This is a genomic window from Ktedonobacter racemifer DSM 44963 (assembly GCF_000178855.1).
Lineage (GTDB): Bacteria > Chloroflexota > Ktedonobacteria > Ktedonobacterales > Ktedonobacteraceae > Ktedonobacter > Ktedonobacter racemifer.
In genome coordinates this window covers 1,901,938-1,924,823 of record NZ_ADVG01000001.1, presented here as the reverse complement: position 1 = coordinate 1,924,823, position 22,886 = coordinate 1,901,938, and the positions used below count along the sequence as shown (strand labels likewise).

Genomic DNA, 22,886 nt, shown 5'->3' with positions numbered 1-22,886 from the left:
AAAAAGCGTGTTGAAACTGGTAACGAAACCAGCGCTATATTCTTTCTATACGGATTGTAGCATAGCGCTGGTTTCGTTACCAGGAAAAAGCCACCTGGACGTGTGCTTGCTAGTTGCCAGTGCTTGGAGCAACTGTTTGAGCCTGGCGGCGCGCCAGCACCTGGGCTAGCAGCGGCAAGACACAACTGACAAGCATGAGTCCCGCCAGGATAAAGAGCGTCGTCTTATAGTCAATACTGGAAATCAGTAACGGGCCAACGATGCCTCCCGCGCTCCAGGCGGTCAGCATCGCGCCATAGATCATGCCAGAGTTTTTCGAGCCAAAGAAGTCCGCGGCGAAGGCGGGCATGGTGCCGAAGCCTCCACCATAGCAGAGACCAATGAGCGAGGCCGGGATAAACAGAAGGGCGATGGCCCCGATAAAGGGTGTTGCCAGGAAGGCCAGGACCTGGACCAGGAAGATGGCCAGGAAGGTATATGGGCGTCCAAGCGCGTCGGAGAGCCAGCCCCAGAAGAGACGTCCCGCGCCATTAAAGATCGAGATGGTAATCACCAGGGTCGAGGCGACGCCCGCGCTCACGCCAGTAAACTTCTGCGCCAGGGGAGAGGCTACGGATATGAGCGCTGCTCCCGCAGTCACATTGAGGGCGAGAATGAGCCAGAGCAAGTACCAGCGTGGCGAGCGCAGGGCCTCTCCCAGGGTATAGTTGCGGGCGCTTCCCTCTTCCTGTTGCTTCGATGTGGGAGTCCAGCCGGCGGGCGCGTAACCTTCGGGTGCGGTACGGAAGAACTGGGCAGCCACAACCACGATGATACAGTAGGCAATTCCCAGGATAATAAAAGTCGTGTTGAGCTTATAGGTTGGAAGCAAGAGGTTCGCGGCGATGGGACCTGTCAGCGCGGCCCCCGCGCCAAAGCCCGCGACTGCCAATCCTGTAATAAAGCCGCGACGGTCGGGGAACCACTTGATCAGCATCGCGATTGCCACGATATAGCCCAGACCCAGGCCAATACCACCGATAATGCCGTAGGTGAGATAGAGTAGATAGATGTTTGGCGATGCAAACGACGCGAGTAGAACGCCTACGCCGTACAGAATTCCTCCTACTGTCGCGATGACACGTGGCCCAAAACGGCTATTAAAATAGCCACCAAAACCGGCGGTAATACCCAGGGCCAGGAGGGTGATACTGAAGGTCAGATTCGCCTGGGCCTGTGAGACCTGGTAGAGACTGATTACAGGCTTGAGGAAGACGCTCCAGGCGTAGACTGCGCCCAGCGCTAACTGCATACAAAAGGCTGCGATGGCGATGGTCCAGCGGTTGATGCCGGTACCGAGTGTGGGATGACTCATTGAATACTCCTTTGTAGAAACAAATTGAGCATGCCGAGAATATATGGTAAGAGACGTTAAGCAAGCGCATATGTCCGCTACAAGAAGCGAGCAGCAGTGCATATGCTTGAACGGTCTCTGTGCCATCGATGAAGATGCAAAAGTGCGTGTGCAACCATAAGGCGCATCAAGTAACGGTTTCCGGATCAGGAGCCGCACTATATTTGGAATGTGGCGCTCTTTTGGCAACGTTGCCTAAATCTTCGCATTTTTCCGGGCGAATGTGTATAGTACTTCGGTACCAACGATACGCAGAGAAGAATGAAGAAACAGAAACTCTCCAATTGTCGCTAGCGCAAGCGTATATGATGGGAATCTAGTTTTGTTTTCTAATAATTCTAAGATTTCTAAGTGTTTCTTCACCTTGCTAAACAAATTCTTATAAGTTATACTAGCGACAAATTGATATAAAGAGATACGTCCGATTCCGGCGTTAGATAGTTTTGGTAGTTTTTTAGCCCATTTAGTAAGCACAGTAAGCACAGCGATCACAGCGTCAATCACAGAGTATAGAAGGGTCTAGCGTCTGCATGGAAATGCCTCCAAAAAATAACCGCGAAATGAGAAAATCAAACCCACAAAATTCAGCCCAGAAGGCCGCACGAAAGAAGAATGCCATCTTGCGTTATAGCCTGGCGGGTTCGTTAATTGTTGTCGGTATTATCTTGTTAGGCGTAGCGTTAGCGCGCCTGGCTGGTGTTAGCTTTGGTGCGTCAACCGTCCAGGAGAAACCGATTAGCGCTGTATTGACCATGGCGCAGCAGCATAAGCTGAAGTCGGTCTCGCTTAGTGGCAATGACGTTACCGCGACAGCCGCCGATGGCACACAGATCCACGCGGTCAAAGAAGAGGGCCAGCCTGTCACGCCTTTCTTTACCCAAAATGGCGTCACGGTTGATGTCCAGGATCCGCAGAGTGGTCAGTGGGTGCAGGGACTTGAGGCCCTGGTGTTGATTCTCCTGGTTGTTGGTTCTATGGTGTTCTTCATGCGCCGCAGTGGTGGTATGGGTGGTCAGGCGGCTCCCTTTGCGCGCTCAAAGGCGAAACGTTTTAGCGAGTCCCGCCCGTCGATCCTCTTCAAGGATGTCGCTGGCGTCGAAGAGGCCAAGATGGAACTGCAAGAGATTGTAGAATTCCTCAAGCATCCTGCCCGCTTTACTCAGATGGGCGCGCGTACCCCGAAGGGCGTCTTGCTGGTTGGTGCTCCAGGCACAGGTAAAACGCTTATTTCGCGGGCGGTTGCTGGCGAGGCCGGAGTCTCTTTCTATAGCGTCAGCGGTTCTGAGTTCGTTGAGATGTTTGTCGGTGTAGGTGCGGCGCGTGTGCGCGACCTCTTCAAAGAGGCCAAAGACCATTCTCCATGTATCATCTTCATTGACGAGATCGACGCCGTTGGTCGCCAGCGCACCAATTCAGGTATGACCGGCAATGATGAGCGCGAGCAGACCCTGAACCAGTTGCTTGTTGAGATGGATGGCTTTGATAAAGAGACCAACATTGTGGTGATTGCCGCCACGAACCGCCCTGATGTGCTTGATCCCGCGCTGCTGCGTCCTGGCCGCTTCGACCGTCGTGTGATGCTTGATAAGCCTGACATTCGTGGCCGCCTGGCGATCCTGAATGTGCATGCCAAGGGCAAGCCTATGGCGCAGGGCGTCTTGATGGAAGATCTGGCACGCCAGACCGCTGGCTTCTCTGGTGCCGACCTGGCGAACCTCTTGAACGAGGCCGCTCTTCTCGCCGCGCGTAATGGCCTGACCGAGATTCAGAAGCCTCACCTTGATGAGTCCATTCTGCGTGTGATGGCTGGTCCTGAGCGCAAGAGCCGTGTGATCACCGAGGCTGAGAAATCCATCATCGCGTACCACGAGGTTGGACACGCCATCGTTATGCGCTCGGTCCCGGGTGCGGATCCCGTGCAGAAGGTTTCCGCCATCGCTCGTGGCATGGCCCTGGGTATCACGGTCCAGGCCCCTGCCGAGGATCGCTACCTCTTGCGCCGTTCGGAATTGCTTGCTAAGATGGCAGGTGCCATGGGTGGGCGTGCCGCTGAAGAGGTTATCTTCGGTGATATCACCACCGGTGCGAGCCAGGATATTGAGTATGTGACCGGTATCGCGCGGCGCATGGTCTGTGAATTTGGTATGACGCCTCTGGGCAATGTAGCGCTCAAGGCTGATGCCGATGGCACAAACCCGTTTAGCGCTGAGACCGCAGCCAAGATCGACGCCGAGGTCTCCATGCTGGTCAACCAGGCCTATGATACGGCCCTCAACATCCTGCGCGAGAAGAAAGAGAAGTTGATCGAGATCTCAGAGCACCTGATCCAGGTTGAGACCATCGACGGTGTTGAACTAGACTCGATGTTGTTTGCAGCATAGTGCCTATACGGAAACCTGAGCACGAAGCGCTAGCCACGACAGTGGCGTTGGTTTTCGCATAAGAAGATTGTCAGGAAAGCATGACAAGAACATTCATTGCCCTTGAAGTCAATCACCTCCGGTCAGAGATCGGAGGTGTTTTGTTTACCTCTGGACTCCACCGCAATTCAGCGTACCTTTGCAGGCGCGCTGCTTTGGCCTCACGGTCCGAGGCATCAGGGACGATTGGTAGGGTAGACCGCCAGCGAGGTGCCTCATCCGTTGCACGTTCACAACGAAATAAGATCCTTTTCCAACGGTCCCCCACAGAACCGTGCTTGCACGCTTTCCATGCACACGGCTCGCCAAGAGCACCTTTTTCAAGTTTCCAGTCTCTCTGGAGTCCTTCCCCGTGTCTCACCCATTACGGTGAGCGTTTGGGGTAGGGTAAGAGGCCGGGTCCTGATGATTCAGGAGCACCAACCCCTCCCCTCCGAACGCAGCATGCACCTTTCGATGCACTACGCTCTCCAGAGGCCAGTGTCTTTTCAACACGACTCCCACAGCGGTCTTTTGACACATCCATGTCAACCGCTACTTTTGAGTCTGGCCTCCTGCGACCCTTTGTCAGATAAAATCCGACTCGTATGGTCGCTCCGTCACCTTGCGCTTTACAGCGTTTAGGCGATCCCTCAGTTCCTCCAAATGTCTCAGTCTGTACGTAGGTGCCCATTTCGTCACTTCCTGCTCCTTGCAGGCTGGCTCCAACGAGAGCTTGCAGGGGAAGTAGTACCGTTCCCCTGCACGTTGAACACAGGCGATAGTCCCTTCTCCTGTGGGCTGGCGTTTTTCCGCCATGACTTGGATTCAGCCAATCAAGACTTCACCTTATACAGCTTCGCTTGACTTCCCTCTGGCTCCTGGGACTGGAGCTTCACCAGCATTTTACACGACATGCTACTTTCCCTTCAGTCCTTTCGGTTGAAGGTATCTCCGTCCACTTACGTGGGCGAATAAGTCGCTGTGTTACTCACCTTGCTCTAGTGAGCTTACCCCGACGGGTAAGAGAGACATTTGTGGCACAAAGGCGCACTACTACGACTCCTCCGTCGCCCTGCGGTGAAGTAGGCGGCTGACGCGTTGCCTTGCGGTACGTTTTCATCCGCCCCTTCCCGAACCACGCATGCCCGTTTCCGCAGCACGTGGCTCTCCAGTAGCAGCTTCCCTCCAGTTCAGCCAATGCACATCACGTGCGCTTCCCCCTGGAAAGCTGTCTACCTGGACCGCTTCGCCTTGCACGTGGCCTTCCCACGTTCCCTGGTGAGGCATGACTCTCACGACTACTACCGGTCCTCCGTCGCCAACTTCCTCTCGAAAGGAAGGCGATCCCGCGTTTCGTCACGATGGTACGTTCTAGCCACCGACGTAGGGCATCCACTCATCTCCTTACTTGACCTCATCGGTCACCGCCCACAGAGAAGAGGTTGTATCAGGCGCGAGACTAACCTGTTACACACTGTGGCATCGATATCAGACGTGGTATCGACGGGGAAACGTCGTCCCGATTGGAGATTGGATTTCAAGCAATACAGCCTTACCCATATCGTGCGGGTCTTGCAGCGCATCTCCTTACACGTCTTCGGTTGATCACTGCGTTAACGGCATGCTGCGGTCCCGTTCTGAGTTTCCCCATCAGGTAAGCCGTTGACCCAAGAACATTCCTCCTAGTTCTTCCTAGCTGCGCTAGGGATACCATCGTGCGCGACACGGCGCACTCTCGCGACGTGTAGGCGATCCCCAGGTTACACAGCGAACTCGGTTCGTACGTAGGTTCCCGCTCGTCGTTTCCTCTTCCCTAGAGGCTGGTTTCGATGGAAGCTCCGCAGGAGTGTTTGTCATCCTCTGCGGCATCGAACAGCAGGCATCGACGCTAATTGGGCCTGCGGATGGGGGTAGCATCACCACGACTTGGGTTTAGACAATCCAGTCTTCGCCATATACGACCTAACTGACCAACTTCTGGTTTGTAGCGTTCAAACGTCATTGGCCTTTATAGGATAGGCGGCCAGTGCGTTACCTTTCAGGCACGTTCCCAACCGCCCTCCTCCGAACCATGGCATGCACGCTTTCCATGCACCAGGCTCTCCAGAGGCCTACATCTTTTCAATGCAACTCCCGCGATGGTCTAATAACTCATCCGAGTCAACCCCCGCTTTCAGAGTTTGGCCTCCTGCGGCACTTCACCATGTAAATGGATCTCCCATTCGCCGATTACTATTGCCGCTCTGTCACCTTGATCCTCGCGGATTTTAGGCGATCCCCAAGTTATGCGTGACTTTCGCTCCGTAGTTAGGCCTCCTGTACGCCGTTTCCCTTTCCCTAAGGGCTGGTTCTGATGCAGGCGAGAGTAACGCTGCCAAAATTCATCACTCTCATCAGACGTGGGCGATCATACCGTTCCCACGGGACGCATGGGTTCCACCACGACTAGGATTCAGGCAATCATGCCTTGACCATGTACGGCCTAGCTGCCCGTCGTCTGGCCTGTGGTACTCAGGCTTCAACGGACTTTGACGCAACCATGCTACAGTCCCCCTGAACCTTTCGGATCAGAAGTAAGGTGCTGCTTTACTCACCCCGCCTGAGTGAGGCTGTGCTCTCGCACAGCAGAAAATCACGCGCCTCTTTGGGCGCACTTGGCACCATGCTATTGTCCCCTCTGTCCTTTCGGGAGAAGGTAAGGTGCTGTTTTAGCCACTTCGCTTCAGTGGCACCGTCCTCTGACGGCAGAGTTCACTGCGCCTCTCTGGGCGCACACAAACATCCCGTCCTGATCCAGTCTTGCCGAACCAGGAGCGTTCTCATCGTGATATTTCTCGCGCCAACAAGATCAGCGTGTAGGCAGTACTGACACTGCTGACACACGAACAGCAACCCTTTCTGCGGGCGGTTCTTCTCGGACGTATGCCCACACATGGGGCATGCCTGTGAGGTGTAATCGGCATCCACCTTGACAGCGAGTGACCCGCCAAGCGCGGTCTTGTAGCTCAGAAGCACATGCAGTTCGGCAAAGGATCATTGCGAGTAGACTCGATTGGCTTTACATGCCTTTGCAGACACAGGTTCATAGCCTTTGCCATTCTTCTTGCGTCTGCGCTTGCGGCGTTTGGTGCGCTCTCGGATATCCGTCAGGTTTTCCAGTCCAAGAAGCGTGTGTGGGTGCTGTTGGACGATCTGTTTGGCAAGGGTGTGATTGGCTTGCATTTTTAACCGTCTCTCTCGTTGCCCGATGCGTCTCAAGCGACGTTTCGCGCCACGAGTGCCTTTCTGCTGCAAGCGTTTGCGTAATCGTGCGTAGTGGTTAGCTTTGTGTCGAACTCGTTTGCCTGGATGAAAGCTGGCTTTGCCTGTGGAGGTGGACGTGACAGCCAGGTAACGAATGCCCACATCCACTCCCACGACCTCTTGTAGCTGTGCAGGAATGGGATCAGACACCTCAAGAGAGAGGGAGACGAGCAGGTAGAGCTGCTTCTTTGGTTGGTCATACCAGAGTTTTGCATCCCCGATCCTGGCTCCCTCTCGAATGAGCGCGATGTGCTTGTTGTACCCCTGGTAGGCCACGCTGATCCGTCCATTAAGTGTCCCGAGACTGACTTGGCTGTCTCTCTGAAACGTGTAATCGCGCTCATAGGTATATTGCATGGTCGGAGATGTGTAGTGCGGAGGCTGGTCTAAGCCCTTGAAGCGTTTCTTGGTGATTTTCGCACGGCGATGCTCAATATTCTTCTTGAGCTTCGTCCACAGCCCCTTGTAGGTTGCTGCCACTTGCCGTTCCACACTACAGGCGAGCTGGGAGGGAAGATGATAGTGTGTGCGAAGTTCAGTTTGGAACAGTATTGAAAAAGCGATGAGAATGCATTAAAATGTAGGAACGAAGAATAGCCATTCTCTTGCAGAATACAGGAATGTGATAGAAGCGAGCGGCCGTGTTGGAAAGGGAAGATCAGGATGATCAAAGCCCACAAAATACGCCTTCATCCTACAGAGGAGCAAAAAACCTATTTTGCCAAAGTTGCAGGCACCTCGCGCTTCGTTTGGAACTGGGCACTCGCTGAGTGGAATCGGCAATACGAGGCTGGCGAAAAACCTACCGCCTTCAAGCTCAAGAAGCAGTTTAATGAGATCCGGAGAGCGCAGTATCCCTGGACGTGGGAGGTCACCAAGAATGCCTCTGATCAACCCTTCCTCGATCTGGCAAAAGCCTGGGCCGCTTATTTTGACGGCTTGAAACAGGGAAAAAAGACCGGTCGGCCCACATTCAAGAGCAAGAAGAAAAGCAAACCGAGCTTTTATCTCGCCAACGATCAATTCGAGCTTGGAGATCATCGGATCTGGATCCCCAAGCTCGGCTGGGTGAATATGGCAGAGACGTTGCGTTTTGTGGGCAACGTGACAGGTGCGCGCATCACCAAAACAGCAGACTGGTGGTTTGTCTCCATTCAGGTCGAACTCCCCGACCCTGTCCCAGTGAAGAAACCAGCCGCTGTTGGCATCGACGTGGGGCTGAACCGACTGGCCACCTTGAGCACAGGAGAGAAGGTCGAGAACCAAGCCTTCCTCAAAACCGCGCTCAAGAAACTTCGTCAGGCGAACAAGCGGCTCCATCGTCGCAAACTCGGCTCAAAAAATCGAGAGAAAGCTCGCAGACAGGTGGCACGACTCCACTATAAAGTGACCTGTCTGCGTGATGATGTGCTCCACAAGCTCACGACCCAGCTTGCCAACTGTTATGGGATCATTGGCATCGAGGATCTCAACCTCAAGGGGTTGCTCAAGAATCGGCGGTTAGCTCGCTCGTTCTCCGATGCTGGGCTAGGCAAACTGTTGAACCTGCTTCTCAGCAAAGTCGGGCAGCGCGGTGGACAGGTAATCAAGGTAGGACGCTTCTTCCCTTCGAGTAAGACCTGCCACTGCTGTGGGTGGAAATGGGAAGCGATGACGCTGAACGATCGCACCTTGGCCTGCCAGAATCCATCATGCCCCTATTATCAGTGCGCGCAGGACCGCGATCATAACGCAAGTCTGAATATCTTGAATGAAGCCCTTCGCTTGATCGGGCTCATTGATCAAGCCGTCGGCGGTACTGGCTCGGACGCGACGTGAAACGTGCCTGTGGACTTGGTGTAAGACGGCTCACATTGCGGTGTGAGCGCAACTGGGAACGAAGCAGGAACAACGAAAGGTGTGGTAGAGCTATGCGTGCATATGTTTTACTACATTAATTGGAGCAGTAGAAGATGCTTATGTGCTTGACATGCAAGAAGAGGCTGTTTCTAAAGTTATCAAACAGTTTCAATCAACTTTGAAGGCAATAGAACAACATGACAAGAACATTTATCGCTCTGGAAATGAATGATGCTCAGCAGCGCCACCTGTCGGAAGTAATCCAGCAGGTGGCGCTGTCTTTTCCCAGCATTCGCTGGGTCAATCCCGAGAGCATCCACCTGACCTTAGCCTTCCTGGGAGAGCTTGATGACGAGCGCCTGGAGAAGGCGATTGAGGCCGCCCAGGAAGCCGCCCAGCAGGCAGTACCATTCAGTTACCGTCTGACGCAATTAGGGGCCTTTGGTCCCCCTCACGCTCCCCGCGTCATCTGGATGGGGATTGAGGAGCCAACGGGCAAACTTGAGCGCGTCTACCGGGCGCTGAACCGCGAACTTCGTGCGCGGCGCTTTGAAGTGGAACGGCGGCCCTTCTCGCCCCACTTGACGCTAGCGCGTGTCAAGGCGCCCCTTGACCTTGTTGCACAGCAGGACTTGCAAGACTTGTTACAGAGCAAGCAACAGGGACTGACCACGAATGAGGCGTACACGATTACAAGCCTGCACGTCATGAAAAGCGAGCTCTCACGTGGCGGCGCGCAGTATACCTGTCTGCAAGAGTGCTTGTTTCAGCGTTAGGAAGCCCGTATGTAGCGCATCATGCCTCACGGAGACGCGTAAAGCCCATTACGCTGGTGGTTGCGATGATGAGCCCGCAGATGGCAATGGCCTGGGGAACAGTGAGATAGGCATAGAGCAGAGCTGCCAGCATAGGGCCGAGAATACTGCCCAGCGAGGAGATCATGTCGTAGAGGCTGTAGACCTTGCCAATATGCTGTGAGGGCAGCTCGGTCTGCATCATAATCGCCAAAGGAATGTCTCCCATTGGTCCACCGGTTGCCGCCAGGGCCGCGCCAAACATGGCCATTGCCAGGTTGGGCTGGCTGATCATCAGGATGAAACCACCGCCAACGATGAGGCGCCCAAGCAGCATAATTCTCACCGGGCGCCGTAAGGGCAGACTCCCAATAAGAAGATTGCTGACGACATTTCCCGCTCCGTAGGCGGCAACGATCAAGCCATAGGCGCTGACTGTCCCTTTGAGCACCTGTGAGGCGAAGAGCGGGATGCCGATGATGAAGCCTGCGCTCCAGGCCATTGAGATGAAACCACTGGCAAAGATAGTCCAGGCGATAGGTTTATGCCCACGAATGGCCTGGAGTGCCTTCCGGATATCCAGTACAAGGCCGCCCAGGCCTTTGTTTTTGTGCTGCGTGCTCTCTGAGGCTTTCCAGGCGAAGTGACGACCCATAAGTAAGATGGCTCCCGCTGAAATGAGAAAGCTGAAGGCGTCTATGGTAAAAAACTGGCTCAACGGGAGAAACGTGATTAGAAGTGCTGCCAGGCTGGGACCAAACGTACGTGCCAGGCGCCGCGTGATATCCATCAGGCCATTTGTGGCCTGGAGCATTACTTTGTCTGGTACCAGGGCGGGAAGGCTTGCCTGTAGGGCAGGGTTAAAGAAGGCTCCCAGACTGCCTACAAGTATCGCCACGAGTGTAAGTTCCCAGAGCGCAAGTGGACCGTAGAGTGCCAGGAGCGGAAGTGTGCCCACAGCAAGGGCGCGCAGAATGTCAACTGTGAGCATAGTATAACGGCGATTCCAGCGATCCGCATAAATGCCTCCTAAGATCCCGAATAGCAGCGCTGCTGCCGCTTCTATGCCTGCAATGAAGATGCCTCCCTGACTGCCAGCAATTTTGATGGCTAGCCAGAGCATCGCGATTTGATAGAAGAAATCTCCCATTGCTGAGAGCACCTGTCCCGACCAGAGCAGAGCCAGGTGAGGAAGTCGTAAGACTCGAAGAAAACGCATGGTAATATATCTATCCTTGATTGTGATGTGCAAAGTATAGTGCGTGCGTGTGGTATTATTCAATCCGATAGCGATAATACCTGTTATCGAATTTTTCTATGGCTGAAGTGGACTTGCAAGATGGATTATGAGCAGCTACTTACCTTTGAGCGCATTGTACGCGAGGGCAGTTTTAGCAAAGCGGCCCGTTCGCTCAATATTGCCCAACCAACAATTAGCGCCCGTATCCAGGCCCTGGAAGCAGCGGTTGGCGGAGCGCTTTTTCGCCGAGGAGGGCGCTCGGTTTCCTTAACTGAGCGGGGAGCCAGTTTTCTTCCCTATGCCCAGCAAGCCCTGGCGATTCTCGCTGAAGGCGTAGAGACGGCGCACTTGACGCAATCGGGACATCGAGGACGCGTCACACTCGCGACAATGCAGTCGCTCTCGGGAAACTTTCTGGGTTCGGCCATTGCCAGTTTTTATCGTGCTCATCCGCAGGTTGACCTCGCTGTGCATATCGCTCATAGCCATGAGATTATTGCGATGCTCATCGACGGTATCGTAAAGCTGGGGCTGATTGGCTATCCCTTTCACAATCATAATCTGCGCATCCTCTTGCGGCTACGCGAATCCCTGGACCTGATATTGCCGGTGACGCATCCGTTGGCGAGTCAGAAAGAGGTAACAATCGAACAATTACAGCGTGCGGGTTCACCCTTCTTATTTGCAAAGTGGAATGCGTCTATTAATCTGCTGATGCAACAAGTTGCCGTTCCTGGTCAGCCTTTACTGGAGGTCCCCTTCAACATGGCACGTCACCTGCTGTTAGAGGGCATTGGAATGGCATTCCTTACGCGTGCTTCAGTAGAGGAGGAGTTGCGCACTGGGCGCCTTGTTTCCATGCGTGTGAGTGATGGACCAGCCTTGTATCGCGAGAGCGCGCTGGTATGCCTGGCGCATGGTGAGTTGCCTTCGGCAGCAGTGCGAGACTTTGTACACACTCTAAGTACTTGTTAAAAAATAACTTTCTGCTCTTCTGAGAGCCTGTTTACAAAGGTTAGGATGAGGAAGTCAGTTGGATAGATGTGGTTGGTTTTCATTCTTATAATTTACCTTATTTGAGCCATAGGTAAATCTTTCTGAAAAAAAATATGCCTATGGCTCAAATGAAGATTTTCTCATTTAAAAGAAAGGAATTTCATCTCGTATCCAATGACCGCTAGGAGCGCTTTCTGCTATCTTTCGGAGAGGCTCATCATCAGTGTTAATAAACGTATGTATAGCATAAGAAGCAAAAAAACGGTCTTCGAGGGTGGCATTTTCCAGAGCTATGACCTGCTCAAAAAGCTCTTCATCAGGCCCACTTCTATTCCAGAGGTTTCTATATGCTTCTCGAATGAGCGGTTTCCCTGGGGAATCTGCAAGAAAAGCAGCTCGACGTTCCTGAATACGGGGGTGAATTTGTACCACAAAAGCACTTCCATGAGGCCCATAGATACCCGCTTCGAGATGAAGAGCAAAGACAGAGAGGAGTTCACGAAAACCCGAAAACAGGACTTCAGTTACTCCAGTCTCGTGTCCCCAATCTAAGATTTGTCCATAGGTACCCTCGGCGGTGGGAGAGAGATCAATGCAGAGCGTATCACCTGCACCATTCGTGGTAAAATCGAACCAGGAAGGGTGTCTCCAAACAGGTTCTACGGGAAGATTTTTGCCTTGTTGTACCCAGTTAGGAGTTTCGCTTGCCCATCCTGGGTCTTGCAAGAGTTGTGAATACCCACTTTTTTCAAAAGTCTCGATCCCGAAAAAGATTTCCCAGCCCAAAATGCTCGTTCCACCGTTATGAATGCGATAGGACTCCTTCACATCTTCAGGGAGTTCTAACCCTAATGCGGCTTCAACGTGAGCAATTTGTTCTTGAGAAACACCTGGGGAGAAATAGGTATCCGCTCGTGACGGTGCGAATTGCTGTATCCAGGCATCGATGCGTTGCCAGGATTCGCGTACAGTATCCATGAGTTCTCCTTTGAGAAAAAGTGATATCATCGGCTCTCTTCTTTCTTGACGATGTAAATGTGGTAATGATACACAGTGGGCTGCGCGGATTACCCGTCAAGCCAGCCATCTGAATGGCTGACTTTTCCTTTCTAAATAGGCTCTGAGGTGTGAGCCGCCTCGGAAAAGACAGCGAGCCGTGGTCGGATGGTATAGTTCCACTGGCGACATACGCTGTGATGTTCGACGTTGAGTTGCTGCATTTGGTCATCGGAGACCTTTTGCCCTTTCTCAAACGTTGCGTCTAAGCAAGCCGCCCGCACCGTCAACCCAGTTTGGGTGGTGGTGCCGCGAATATAGTTGAGCATGGTGTCTAGGCTACGCAGAGGCTTCCCTGCCCAATTCAGGCTGATCTGACTAAAGAGCCGATGCTCGATGGGATTCCATTTTGAACACCCGGTGGGATAATGGCAGACGGTCACACTGAGTCCATAGCAATCGCTGAGCTGCTCTTGCAGATGGAGCTTAAAACTGCGAGACCGACAGCCATTACTGCCTCCGGCATCAGCCAGGATCAAGAGCTCTTTAGCGGTAGGAAAGCGCTGTTGCCCCTCCTCTTCCCACCAGCGGGCCAGAGCGGTCACGGCAAACTCCGGGGTATCGGCAGAGGAACCCACGTAGACCGAGCCACACTTGCTGCTCACGTCATAAATCCCGTAGGGCACAGCGCGCATCAAGGCATCGTGGGGAAAGTCATGCACATTCACCGCCTCAGCTTCTTGACCCCAGGCTCGCCCGGCGTTTTTGAAGTTGCCAATCAACTCTTTCTTCTTGGTATCCACACTGATGATTGGCCAGCCTGCGGCTTGAAAGACTTGCTTCTGGCCCTGGATCACCTCGAACTGCTGCTGCCGATCAGGATGTGCGGCGCTGGCCTCCTGCTTTTTCACATTCACCCGCAAGGAGTAGCCGAGCTTGCGTAACAGACGACCCACTGTCGGGGGGCTGGCAGGATGACCCATGTCCTCCAAACGTTGACTGAGATGACGCAGACTACTGCGCACCCATTTCTGCGCACTCATGGGATTGCCTGCCGTTTCTGGCTGCACCAAGCCGTCGAGAGTACTCTCTAGTGCGGGGTCTTTTTTTCGGCGCGGGGCCGACCCGCGCCGGGCAGTCGCACGTGCTGCTCCGGTCGCTCCGCAAGTTCCCCGGCCAGTTCTTTTCTTCCCCTCTGGATCGTCTTTTCGTCCAGGCCCGTGATTTGGGCCAACAGCCGATCTTCTCCTGCGCCAAGGCGGTTGGACTCCACCGCCACATACCAGCGACGTTGTTGTTCATCCAGCCGACTCAGCAGCAAATTCATCTGCCGATGCAACTCTTGATCAGGATAGCTCGTTTCCTGCTGGCAATGGAGACACTCGCATTGATGGACCTCGGGTCGGGACATGGCTGATTCCCCTCATTTTTATTAGTACTGCTCACCTATTCTATCTCCTGTCTGCTCGTCTCACCAGTTTTGAGGAATCGAACGGAAGTTATTTTTTTACAAGTCCTAACTGCCGAGGCTGCGAATTCATCCACCTTTAGCGGTATCCATCAGGATAAGAAGCTATGGCCTGAATCGTGAAATTTTTGGGTGTCCCATCTTTAGCTATGGGCAATCTATCTGTCTAATAGGCCTTTCTACTGTGCAATCTGTCTATACTGTGTGGGAGGCCTGGAAATGATATGGAAGAGGGTTGACAAGAGTCGTGTAGTTGGGGTATCCTGCAACAACAAGTAAACGACACAGGTCACAACACGCTGGCGAGGTTGCTATGCGCAGTGGCTTTACTGTGTGCGGTTAGTGTTACACGAGACGTTGCTACTGACAGGCATGGCCTTGCTAAAGATGTACAAATGTTGTAGAAACGAAGCGGAGAGAAGATAATGGCAGCGACATACACAGCGCAGATGCGGTCAGCAATGTTTGCTGACAAATGCCACGCTCGTAGTATGCCCAGCATGCCTGAAGCTATGCCTGCTGCGTCTCAGTGTGCCGCTCAAATGAACGCGAAGAAGAGCACTGCTTCTAAAACCGACGTGATCTACACGTCGGTTTTTTTGTTGGCTGTGGTCCTTCTGACTTCCGTATTCTCCATTAACATTGTATTCTTGCTTAGCTTGCTTGGCCTTATTAGCCTTATTGTACTCCTCCTTAGCAGCCTTACCGGACTGAACGGGTTTGCGAGTCTGGTAGGGCAAAGTAAGAAGCAAGCCACGAGAATTGCAATGGGAGATTAACGGGAGCAACGAAGCGACCAATCCAAAGAAGGTAACCTGATGAGGGCCTCCCTGGTGGAGGCCCTCTTTTTGTTATCTTTGAAAACTGCTGCGGAGGAATTATGGCAATCGCGACCAATATTATGCAGGAAGCAGGAAACACCCGCGAACGAAACGCTGGGGCACGCGAGCTGACCGGAAGCCAGATTGTGTGTGAGGCACTCGTCCGCGAAGGTGTGGAATTTATCTACGGTTATCCCGGTGGCGCTATTATGCCCTTCTATGATGCGCTGTCCTCTTATCCCGCCTTACATCATGTACTGGTGCGTCATGAACAGGCGGCGTCGCATGCCGCTGATGGCTATGCGCGCGCGACCGGCAAGGTAGGTGTGTGTGCCGCCACGAGCGGTCCAGGCGCGACAAACCTGGTCACAGGCTTAGCGACAGCCTTTATGGATTCAACCCCTATGGTGGCAATCACCGGCCAGGTGGCGCGCACTTTTATTGGGCGCGACGCTTTCCAGGAGACGGATGTCATCGGTATCACCCAGCCAATTACCAAGCATAGCTACCAGATTCAGCGCATCGAAGAGATCGCTCCCACGATTCACGAAGCCTTTCGTGTGGCGCGGAGTGGGCGCCCTGGTCCTGTGCTGGTAGATATTCCCAAGGATATTCAGCAGGGCAAGGGCTGGTATGATCCCACGCAATATCAAACCTCAGAGGAGCAACTACGCGAAGAGCGGGAGCGGCCCGAGCGCCCGGCTCCTCACTTGATTGTCCAGGCCATCGAACTGCTCGCCTCCGCCCGGAAGCCTCTCATTATGGCAGGTCATGGCGTCATCCTATCGAGCGCCTACAAAGAGCTGAAGGCGTTTGCGGAGAAGGCTGACCTCCCCGTAATCACCACGCTTCTGGGCCAGAGCGCCTTCCCTGAGGATCATCCATTGCACCTGGGCATGCCGGGCATGCACGGCCCGGCGCACGCCAACCGCGCCATTGGCGAGGCTGATGTCATCGTTGGCGTCGGTTTGCGCTTCGACGACCGGGTGACCGGGAAGGTAGCTGAGTTTGCTCCCAAGGCACGCATTATTCATATCGATATCGACCCCTCGGAGATGCATAAGGTCAAGATCGCGGCTGTACCCATTGTAGCGGATGCGCGTATCGCCCTGGAGGCCCTGGCAGAAGCGGTTCAGCCCGCGAATCACCAGGAGTGGCTGCGTGAGATCCGTTCCTGGCAGGACGAGAGTGAGTCGCGCACCGGTACTGGTCAGTGGGACCCTGCCTTCCCCAGTCCCATAGACATCCTGGGGGAGATACGCAAGCAGACCGGTGGCAATGCCATTATCGTTACCGATGTCGGACAGCACCAGATGTGGACGGCCCGCCACTACACCTGGACGCGCCCCAATAGCCACATCACCTCCGGCGGACTTGGCACTATGGGCTTCGCCCTTCCCGCCGCGATGGGCGTGAAGATGGGTATGCCAGACGACTCGGTGTGGGCTATCGCCGGTGATGGCGGCATCCAGATGAATATCCAGGAGCTGGCGACACTTCAGCAGGAGCGTGTTCCTGTTAAAGTCGTCATCATGAACAATGGCTACCTGGGCATGGTGCGTCAGTGGCAACAATTCTTCCATTCGCGCAACTATTCCGAGACGCCCATCACGGGTCCAGACTATCTCAAGCTGGCAGATGCGTACGGGGTGACAGGTATCCGCGTCACAAAAAAGGACGAGGTAGCAGCCGCGATTCAACGCGCCATTGAGACACCGGGAACGGTGATTGTCGAGTGTATTATTGAAGCCGAGGCCTGCGTCTATCCCATGGTTGCCCCTGGAGCGGCTATCACTAGTATGATCGAAGAGGGTGAAAGGAGTGCCTAAGATGCTGGCAGCGCCAATGTCTAATTTTTCAGCAAGCGACTCTACTGCGCGTGCAGGCCAATCGGAGAAGGCACGCGAAACCGTCCAGGCACATACGCTTATCGCCCTGGTCCAGGATCGCACTGGCGCCGTTGACCGGGTGGTCGGTCTGATGCGGCGGCGACGCGCGAATATGCAGACGCTTGTCCTGGGTCGTAGCGAGGTTGATGACGTGGTACGCGTGACCGTCAGCGTTGACGACTCTGAAGTGGCGGTTGAGCACCTGGTTGAGCAACTGCGCAAAATTCTGGATGTGCGCAACGTCATCAACATTCCAGAGCAAGAGGCCATTTCGCGTGAGCTGGCGCTGATCAAAGTCGCCTATACGCCCGCGCAAAAGGCCGAAATCTTTGAGATTGCGCAACTTTTTAGCGCGCATGTCGTCGACGTGGCTGCGGAGACCATGACCCTTGAGGTCAGCGGCAGCACAGCCAGGGTCGAGAAATGCGTTGCGCAGTTGCACCCATATGGCATTCGTGAAGTGGCCCGTTCGGGACGCGTCACGATGGCACGTGCTACCAACGACTAGGTGCCACGCGCGCCTGGTCACTCGCGAGAGATCAGCAGCCTGACTTTTAGCTGTATTGGTATACATAGCCCACATTACCTTTTTATAGGTGGTGCATACGAAATTATCAATGAGGAGTGAAACACTATCATGGCAGCAACTATTTACTACGATTCCGACGCAAATCTCGATTTCATCCAGCAGAAACGCATCGCGGTTATTGGTTATGGCAGCCAGGGCCACGCGCATGCGCTCAATATGCGCGACAGCGGATGTGAGGTCGTCATTGGCCTGCCCAGCGAGAGCAAGAGTCGCGCCAAGGCCGAGGCCGAGGGCTTGCGTGTGATGACCACGGCTGAGGCTTCTGCCTACGCGGATGTCATTATGATCTTGATCCCTGACCAGCATCACCGTGAAGTCTTTGAGCGCGACATTCGTCCCGGCCTGGCCGCGGGCAAGATGATCCTGGTCGCACATGGCTTTAGTCTGCATTATGGGCAGATCGTTCCCCCCGCCGATGTCGATGTTGCCATGGTCGCCCCCAAGGGGCCTGGACATATGGTACGCCGCCTCTATGTCGATGGCGCGGGTATCCCTGGTCTCTGGGCGGTGCTCCAGGACGCAAGCGGACAGGCAGAGGCGCTGACCCTGGCCTATGCACGCGCCATTGGCTGCACGCGCGCGGGCGTTCTGCACACTACCTTCAAGGAAGAGACCGAGACTGATCTCTTTGGCGAGCAGGCCGTGCTGTGTGGAGGCGTCACCGAGCTCATGCGCGCGGGCTTTGAGACCCTGGTAGAGGCTGGTTACCAGCCAGAGTCGGCCTATTTTGAGTGTCTGCACGAGATGAAGCTCATCGTCGACCTGATCTACGAAGGCGGCATGAACTACATGCGCTACTCCATCAGCGATACCGCTGAGTATGGCGATTATATCACCGGCCCCCGCCTGATTAATCAGCAGGTACGCGCCGAGATGAAGAACGTGTTGAAAGATATCCAGGACGGTACCTTTGCCACACGCTGGATTCAAGAGAACCAGGCTGGCCGCCCCGCCTTTATGGCCATGCGCCGTAGGAACAGCGAGACCCAGCTAGAGCAGGTCGGCAAAGAGTTGCGCTCGATGATGCCCTGGCTCTCCTCGAAGGAGAAAGCGTCTGAGCAACAGGCGGAGCCAAAGGCGGAAGTCGAGACCACGAGGTAGCAGCAAGGTTGCTGCACGACCTCGCGAAGTGAGCTGAAGAAAGGGAGACACTGCGCCATGGAAGCTTCTGAGGTAGTAAAGATTTTCGATACCACCCTGCGTGACGGTGAGCAGTCGCCAGGGGCAACGATGACAATTGAAGAGAAGTTGCAAGTAGCGGAGCAGCTCGTTACGCTTCGGGTAGATTGTATTGAGGCAGGCTTTCCTGCGGCCTCCCCTGATGATCTTGCCGCGGTCCGTGAGATCGCGCGTCGGACGAAAGGGGTCGCGGTAGCCGCGCTTGCGCGCGCCACGGCAGGCGATATCGACGCGGCCTGGGACGCCATTCGCGAGGCCGAGCGTCCCGTGATTCATGTCTTTCTTGCTACCTCAGATATCCATCTTCAGCACAAGCTGAACATCAGTCGCGAAGAGGCCTTGCAGCGCGTGAAAACCATGGTAGCGCGCGCCCGTGCTTACTGCCCGACCGTCGAGTTCTCGGCGGAGGACGCCACACGCAGCGACCGTGACTTCCTCTGTCAGGTATTTGACGTGGCGATCAAAGCCGGGGCCAGTATTATTAACGTGCCTGATACCGTGGGTTATAGCACGCCGGGTGAGTATGAAGCGCTCTTCCACTATGTGAGTGCGCATGTACCGGGCATTGAGCAGGTCACCTTGAGCGCCCATTGCCATGATGACCTGGGCATGGCCACGGCTAATACCCTGGCGGCAATTCGCGCTGGCGCACGCCAGGTCGAGGTCACGATCAATGGCATCGGTGAGCGCGCGGGTAACACAGCTCTAGAAGAGGTCGTCATGGCGTTGCGTACGCGTCCAGAAGCCTTCGGGGTCGAGACACGTGTGCAGGCTGAACAGCTATTGGACGCCAGTCGCGTGGTCAGCCGCGTCACTGGCCTGCCGGTCCAGCCAAACAAAGCGATTGTCGGCCTCAACGCCTTCGCGCACGAAGCGGGTATCCACCAGGATGGAGTCCTCAAGCATGCCTTGACGTACGAAATTATGACGCCTCAGTCAGTAGGCTGGGGCGACACGAATCTGGTGCTGGGCAAGCACTCGGGGCGACACGGTCTGGATGCGCGTTTGCGTAAGCTGGGATACAGGCTTTCGGCGGAGCAGCTCAAGTACGCATACAAGAGCTTTATCGCGATGGCTGAGCGGCAGAAAACCGTGGTGGATCATGACCTGGTCTATATCGCAGAGTGCATGCAAGAAACCCCCTCGGCGGTGTAGCATATATTGCTCCATGGTTGTGATTGTAACGTCTGTGAGTGCCGAGGCGTGAATACGTTTCGGCACTTTTTTCTGTCATCACAGAGGGATATACGCATAATTGTGTAAAAGTATTGATATCGAAACATGCTACTTATGTAGATCTTTGATATGACTTTTGTACTGATATTGTCATTTATATTGTAAAACATGGTAGAATAGCCGAGAAGGCGAAAAGGAGAAACGCGATGCGTCTTCAAATGGAAAGGCAGGTAGCCGCCGATGGCACTGGCATTACCTGCTTCAGTAGAAGTTTTAGCACCAGCGACGTCCGCTAACTTAGGCCCTGGTTTTGATAGCCTGGGGCTGGCGCTACAGCTATACAATCGATTTAGCGTAGTAGAAGGTGGTGTGGACCCGCTTCTTCCAGAGATCGAGGTCCTGGGACCGCTGGGTTCAGGACTAGAGCGAGGGGCTGATAACCTCTTCTTTCGCGCGTTTGCGACCTTGTTTGAGCGCCAGGGCGAGCCTCTGCCGACGGTGCGCATTCGTATGCAAATTCACATTCCTCCGGGGTGTGGATTGGGCAGCAGCGCGACCGCGGTCATTGGAGGACTTGTCGCGGCGAACGAGTGGTTGCGTAAGCGTGGGAAGGTGGTGTCCAGGGATGATTTATTGGATCTGGCGGTTGAAATGGAGGCGGGCAATCATCCGGATAATGTCGCTCCGGCCTTGCTGGGGGGACTGGTGGCCACAACCATGATGAATGGGAAGGCGCATGCCATCAAGACGCCTTTTCCTGAAGCGTTAAAGGCCATCATCTTTACACCAACCTTTCCTATGGATACCGTGGCGGGTAGGGGACTCCTGCCAGCAAGCTATACACGAACAGATGTTACATTTAATACCGGGCGCGTGGCACTGTTGTTATCTGCCTTGCAGATGGGGAAATATGAAGTGATTGGAGAAGCTATGCAGGACCGGCTCCATCAACCGTACCGCCAGGCCCTGTTTCCCGCGATGGACAGCATCATTCAAGCCGCCAAAGACGCGGGGGCGTATGGGGCCTGCCTCTCGGGTGGTGGTTCATCGCTTATCGCCCTGGCGAGCACGCGCTTCTCGGAAATTTTGCGGGCTATGCAGTTGACGGCGCGTGAGCATGGGGTAGAGGGAACGGGTAGGGTGTTACGAGCTGACCAGAACGGGGCCAGGGTTTTGCAAACTCCACGAACTCGTATACGAAAGGAAGATAGTGCGCGTTATGGCGATCAATTCTGCTGGTCTCCAGCCAGGCCGGGGGGCAGGTAAGGAAAATATGCAATCTCATGCGACACTTGTACCTGAAATAGCGGCTCTCTTATCAGCCATACAACTGCGGTGCGTGGAGTGCTCAGCACTCTACCCACCAGTCGAGGCCCAGTCCTCTTCGGCGACGGGCCTGGTGCCGCGCTATCGTTGTGAATGTGGTGGAGTGCTTGATGTCGAGCTGGAGTTTACGCTTCCTAAACAGGTGGGAATGCAGGGCGATGAGGAGAGCTGGCACTTGATGGAGCGTGCCAGCAATGCCTCAGCCGTAGGAGCGCTCTGGCGCCAGGTCTTTGATGAACGCGCCTCGTCTCCGCCTATCTGGTCGATCAGTACAGATAAATTATTGCTTGACTATAGCGGTGTCTGGCGCTATCGCGAATTGATCTTGCCCGCGCCCGAACGCTATGTCATTACGCGCCCAGAGGGGAATACGAACCTCTATCCTGTGGGCATGGAGAACTGTCCCGTAGGGCGTATCGGCCATCGCCAGATCGGTACATATGCAGGTTTGGAACTGTTTTTCCTCAAGCACGAGGGTGAAAATCCAAGCGGCAGTTTTAAAGACCGCGGCATGACCGCCGGGATAACCATGGCCAATATGCTGGGGGCCAGCGCTGTGGCCTGTGCCTCTACCGGCAATACCTCGGCCTCGCTGGCGGCATACGCCGCGCAGGCTGGCATGCGTAGCATCGTGTTTCTGCCCGCGGGCAACGTGGCGGCTGGCAAACTTGCGCAAACGATGGCTTATGGCGCGACAACGGTCCAGATCGAGGGCGATTTTGATGCCGCGATGCAGCTGGTGGAGCAAGTCTGTAACGAGTTGGGGATCTACCTCTTAAACTCGCTGAATCCCTTCCGCGTTGAGGGGCAGAAGGCCATCGGCTTCGAACTCTTACAGCAGCTCGACTGGCAAGCCCCCGATTGGCTGATTCTGCCCGCAGGAAACCTCGGCAATATTTCAGCGATTGGGAAGGCCTTCCGCCAGGCATATGACCTCTCCCTCATTACGCAAATCCCACGCATCGCCGCGATTCAGGCCGCGGGTGCCAATCCCTTTTATCAGAGCTATCAACAGCAATTCCAGAAGCGGGTCAGTGTGAAGGCCGATACTGTGGCCTCAGCCATCAAGATTGGCAATCCCGTGAGCTATGCACGCGCCCGCGCCGTCATTGAGGCCTGCGATGGCATTGTCGCCCAGGTCACAGACGAGGAGATTCTGGCTGCTAAAGAGATTATTGATCGCTCGGGGATTGGCTGCGAGCCTGCCTCCGCCGCTACCCTGGCCGGCGCGCATAAACTGGTGGCCGAAGGCGTCATCAAGCGCGATGAGCGTGTCGTTGGTATTCTTACGGGCAACCTGCTCAAAGATAACGTGACTGGCATTCCTCAGCAGCGCAATAGCGCAGTTGTGAAGCCTAACCTTGATGCTGTGCGAGCTATGCTCGCGCAGTAACGCATACCCCTTACACTCCCTACTGCTCCACCGGTAGAGCCGTGCCGGCGAGAGTGGTTGCGAGAGGTCGCGCGGTGACGAG

Annotated in this window: 15 protein-coding genes and 1 pseudogene; 10 read left to right on the top strand and 6 right to left on the bottom strand. The window is 54.7% G+C overall.

From position 1 onward, the window contains the following. Positions 1-109: 109 nt before the first annotated feature. Positions 110-1,354, bottom strand: a complete 1,245-nt coding sequence (locus KRAC_RS08455; protein WP_007906067.1) for an L-lactate MFS transporter — start codon at positions 1,352-1,354, stop codon at positions 110-112. Between the two features lie 599 nt (positions 1,355-1,953). Between KRAC_RS08455 and ftsH the strand changes: the two genes are divergently transcribed. Beyond that, positions 1,954-3,774, top strand: coding sequence for an ATP-dependent zinc metalloprotease FtsH (gene ftsH, locus KRAC_RS08450; protein WP_157506357.1), 1,821 nt, complete (start codon positions 1,954-1,956; stop codon positions 3,772-3,774). A 2,772-nt stretch (positions 3,775-6,546) separates the two neighbouring features. Here the strand turns inward: ftsH and KRAC_RS08440 are convergent. Continuing rightward, positions 6,547-7,635 (bottom strand): annotated as a pseudogene (locus KRAC_RS08440) (RNA-guided endonuclease InsQ/TnpB family protein); the annotation flags it as partial. Between the two features lie 126 nt (positions 7,636-7,761). Between KRAC_RS08440 and KRAC_RS08435 the strand changes: the two are divergent. Then, complete coding sequence (locus KRAC_RS08435) at positions 7,762-8,916, top strand: RNA-guided endonuclease InsQ/TnpB family protein (protein WP_007906064.1); 1,155 nt, start codon at positions 7,762-7,764, stop codon at positions 8,914-8,916. A 218-nt stretch (positions 8,917-9,134) separates the two neighbouring features. Beyond that, on the top strand, positions 9,135-9,713 hold the full coding sequence (gene thpR / locus KRAC_RS08430) for an RNA 2',3'-cyclic phosphodiesterase (RefSeq protein WP_007906062.1): 579 nt from the start codon (positions 9,135-9,137) through the stop codon (positions 9,711-9,713). Between the two features lie 19 nt (positions 9,714-9,732). Here the strand turns inward: thpR and KRAC_RS08425 are convergent, their stop codons facing one another. Further along, on the bottom strand, positions 9,733-10,950 hold the full coding sequence (locus KRAC_RS08425) for an MFS transporter (RefSeq protein WP_007906060.1): 1,218 nt from the start codon (positions 10,948-10,950) through the stop codon (positions 9,733-9,735). Between the two features lie 120 nt (positions 10,951-11,070). Here KRAC_RS08425 and KRAC_RS08420 point away from each other — a divergent pair, with 120 nt between their 5' ends. Further along, the gene (locus KRAC_RS08420) at positions 11,071-11,946 is read left to right on the top strand and encodes a LysR family transcriptional regulator (protein ID WP_007906059.1); all 876 of its coding nucleotides are present in this window, start codon (positions 11,071-11,073) and stop codon (positions 11,944-11,946) included. A gap of 165 nt (positions 11,947-12,111) precedes the next feature. On the opposite strand, the gene KRAC_RS08415 is transcribed toward KRAC_RS08420, so the two are convergent. From KRAC_RS08415 to KRAC_RS75685, 3 genes are all read right to left on the bottom strand, one after another. Beyond that, a complete protein-coding gene (locus KRAC_RS08415; protein ID WP_007906057.1) occupies positions 12,112-12,945 on the bottom strand; it encodes an SMI1/KNR4 family protein in 834 nt (277 codons plus the stop codon). Between the two features lie 131 nt (positions 12,946-13,076). Next, positions 13,077-14,036: an ISAzo13 family transposase gene (locus tag KRAC_RS08410; protein ID WP_244421986.1), complete on the bottom strand. Its 960-nt coding sequence runs from the start codon at positions 14,034-14,036 to the stop codon at positions 13,077-13,079. Positions 14,037-14,053: 17 nt separating this feature from the next. Next, entirely contained in the window at positions 14,054-14,374 is a 321-nt protein-coding gene (locus KRAC_RS75685) for a hypothetical protein (RefSeq protein ID WP_052568095.1), read from the bottom strand. Positions 14,375-15,332: 958 nt separating this feature from the next. On the opposite strand from KRAC_RS75685, the gene ilvB reads away from it, so the two are divergent. The 6 genes from ilvB (at position 15,333) to thrC (ending at position 22,804) form a co-directional block, all read left to right on the top strand. Beyond that, on the top strand, positions 15,333-17,081 hold the full coding sequence (gene ilvB / locus KRAC_RS08400; RefSeq protein WP_007906050.1) for a biosynthetic-type acetolactate synthase large subunit: 1,749 nt from the start codon (positions 15,333-15,335) through the stop codon (positions 17,079-17,081). A gap of 1 nt (position 17,082) precedes the next feature. Then, on the top strand, positions 17,083-17,649 hold the full coding sequence (ilvN, locus tag KRAC_RS08395) for an acetolactate synthase small subunit (protein ID WP_007906049.1): 567 nt from the start codon (positions 17,083-17,085) through the stop codon (positions 17,647-17,649). Positions 17,650-17,778: 129 nt separating this feature from the next. Next, on the top strand, positions 17,779-18,831 hold the full coding sequence (ilvC, locus tag KRAC_RS08390) for a ketol-acid reductoisomerase (protein WP_007906047.1): 1,053 nt from the start codon (positions 17,779-17,781) through the stop codon (positions 18,829-18,831). A gap of 57 nt (positions 18,832-18,888) precedes the next feature. Beyond that, the gene (locus tag KRAC_RS08385; protein ID WP_007906045.1) at positions 18,889-20,064 is read left to right on the top strand and encodes a 2-isopropylmalate synthase; all 1,176 of its coding nucleotides are present in this window, start codon (positions 18,889-18,891) and stop codon (positions 20,062-20,064) included. Positions 20,065-20,325: 261 nt separating this feature from the next. Continuing rightward, entirely contained in the window at positions 20,326-21,351 is a 1,026-nt protein-coding gene (thrB, locus tag KRAC_RS08380; protein WP_007906043.1) for a homoserine kinase, read from the top strand. Then, complete coding sequence (gene thrC, locus KRAC_RS08375; RefSeq protein ID WP_211221258.1) at positions 21,305-22,804, top strand: threonine synthase; 1,500 nt, start codon at positions 21,305-21,307, stop codon at positions 22,802-22,804. The genes thrB and thrC overlap by 47 nt, the downstream gene beginning before the upstream one ends. The last annotated feature ends 82 nt before the right edge of the window (positions 22,805-22,886 follow it).

Bases quoted from the DNA above. Each gene is read 5' to 3' on its own strand.
- KRAC_RS08455 (WP_007906067.1), bottom strand. From the start codon at position 1,354: ATGAGTCATCCCACACTCGGTACCGGCATCAACCGCTGGACCATCGCC.
- ftsH (WP_157506357.1), top strand. From the start codon at position 1,954: ATGAGAAAATCAAACCCACAAAATTCAGCCCAGAAGGCCGCACGAAAG.
- KRAC_RS08435 (WP_007906064.1), top strand. From the start codon at position 7,762: ATGATCAAAGCCCACAAAATACGCCTTCATCCTACAGAGGAGCAAAAA.
- thpR (WP_007906062.1), top strand. From the start codon at position 9,135: ATGACAAGAACATTTATCGCTCTGGAAATGAATGATGCTCAGCAGCGC.
- KRAC_RS08425 (WP_007906060.1), bottom strand. From the start codon at position 10,950: ATGCGTTTTCTTCGAGTCTTACGACTTCCTCACCTGGCTCTGCTCTGG.
- KRAC_RS08420 (WP_007906059.1), top strand. From the start codon at position 11,071: ATGGATTATGAGCAGCTACTTACCTTTGAGCGCATTGTACGCGAGGGC.
- KRAC_RS08415 (WP_007906057.1), bottom strand. From the start codon at position 12,945: ATGGATACTGTACGCGAATCCTGGCAACGCATCGATGCCTGGATACAG.
- KRAC_RS75685 (WP_052568095.1), bottom strand. From the start codon at position 14,374: ATGTCCCGACCCGAGGTCCATCAATGCGAGTGTCTCCATTGCCAGCAG.
- ilvB (WP_007906050.1), top strand. From the start codon at position 15,333: ATGCAGGAAGCAGGAAACACCCGCGAACGAAACGCTGGGGCACGCGAG.
- ilvN (WP_007906049.1), top strand. From the start codon at position 17,083: ATGCTGGCAGCGCCAATGTCTAATTTTTCAGCAAGCGACTCTACTGCG.
- ilvC (WP_007906047.1), top strand. From the start codon at position 17,779: ATGGCAGCAACTATTTACTACGATTCCGACGCAAATCTCGATTTCATC.
- KRAC_RS08385 (WP_007906045.1), top strand. From the start codon at position 18,889: ATGGAAGCTTCTGAGGTAGTAAAGATTTTCGATACCACCCTGCGTGAC.
- thrB (WP_007906043.1), top strand. From the start codon at position 20,326: ATGGCACTGGCATTACCTGCTTCAGTAGAAGTTTTAGCACCAGCGACG.
- thrC (WP_211221258.1), top strand. From the start codon at position 21,305: ATGGCGATCAATTCTGCTGGTCTCCAGCCAGGCCGGGGGGCAGGTAAG.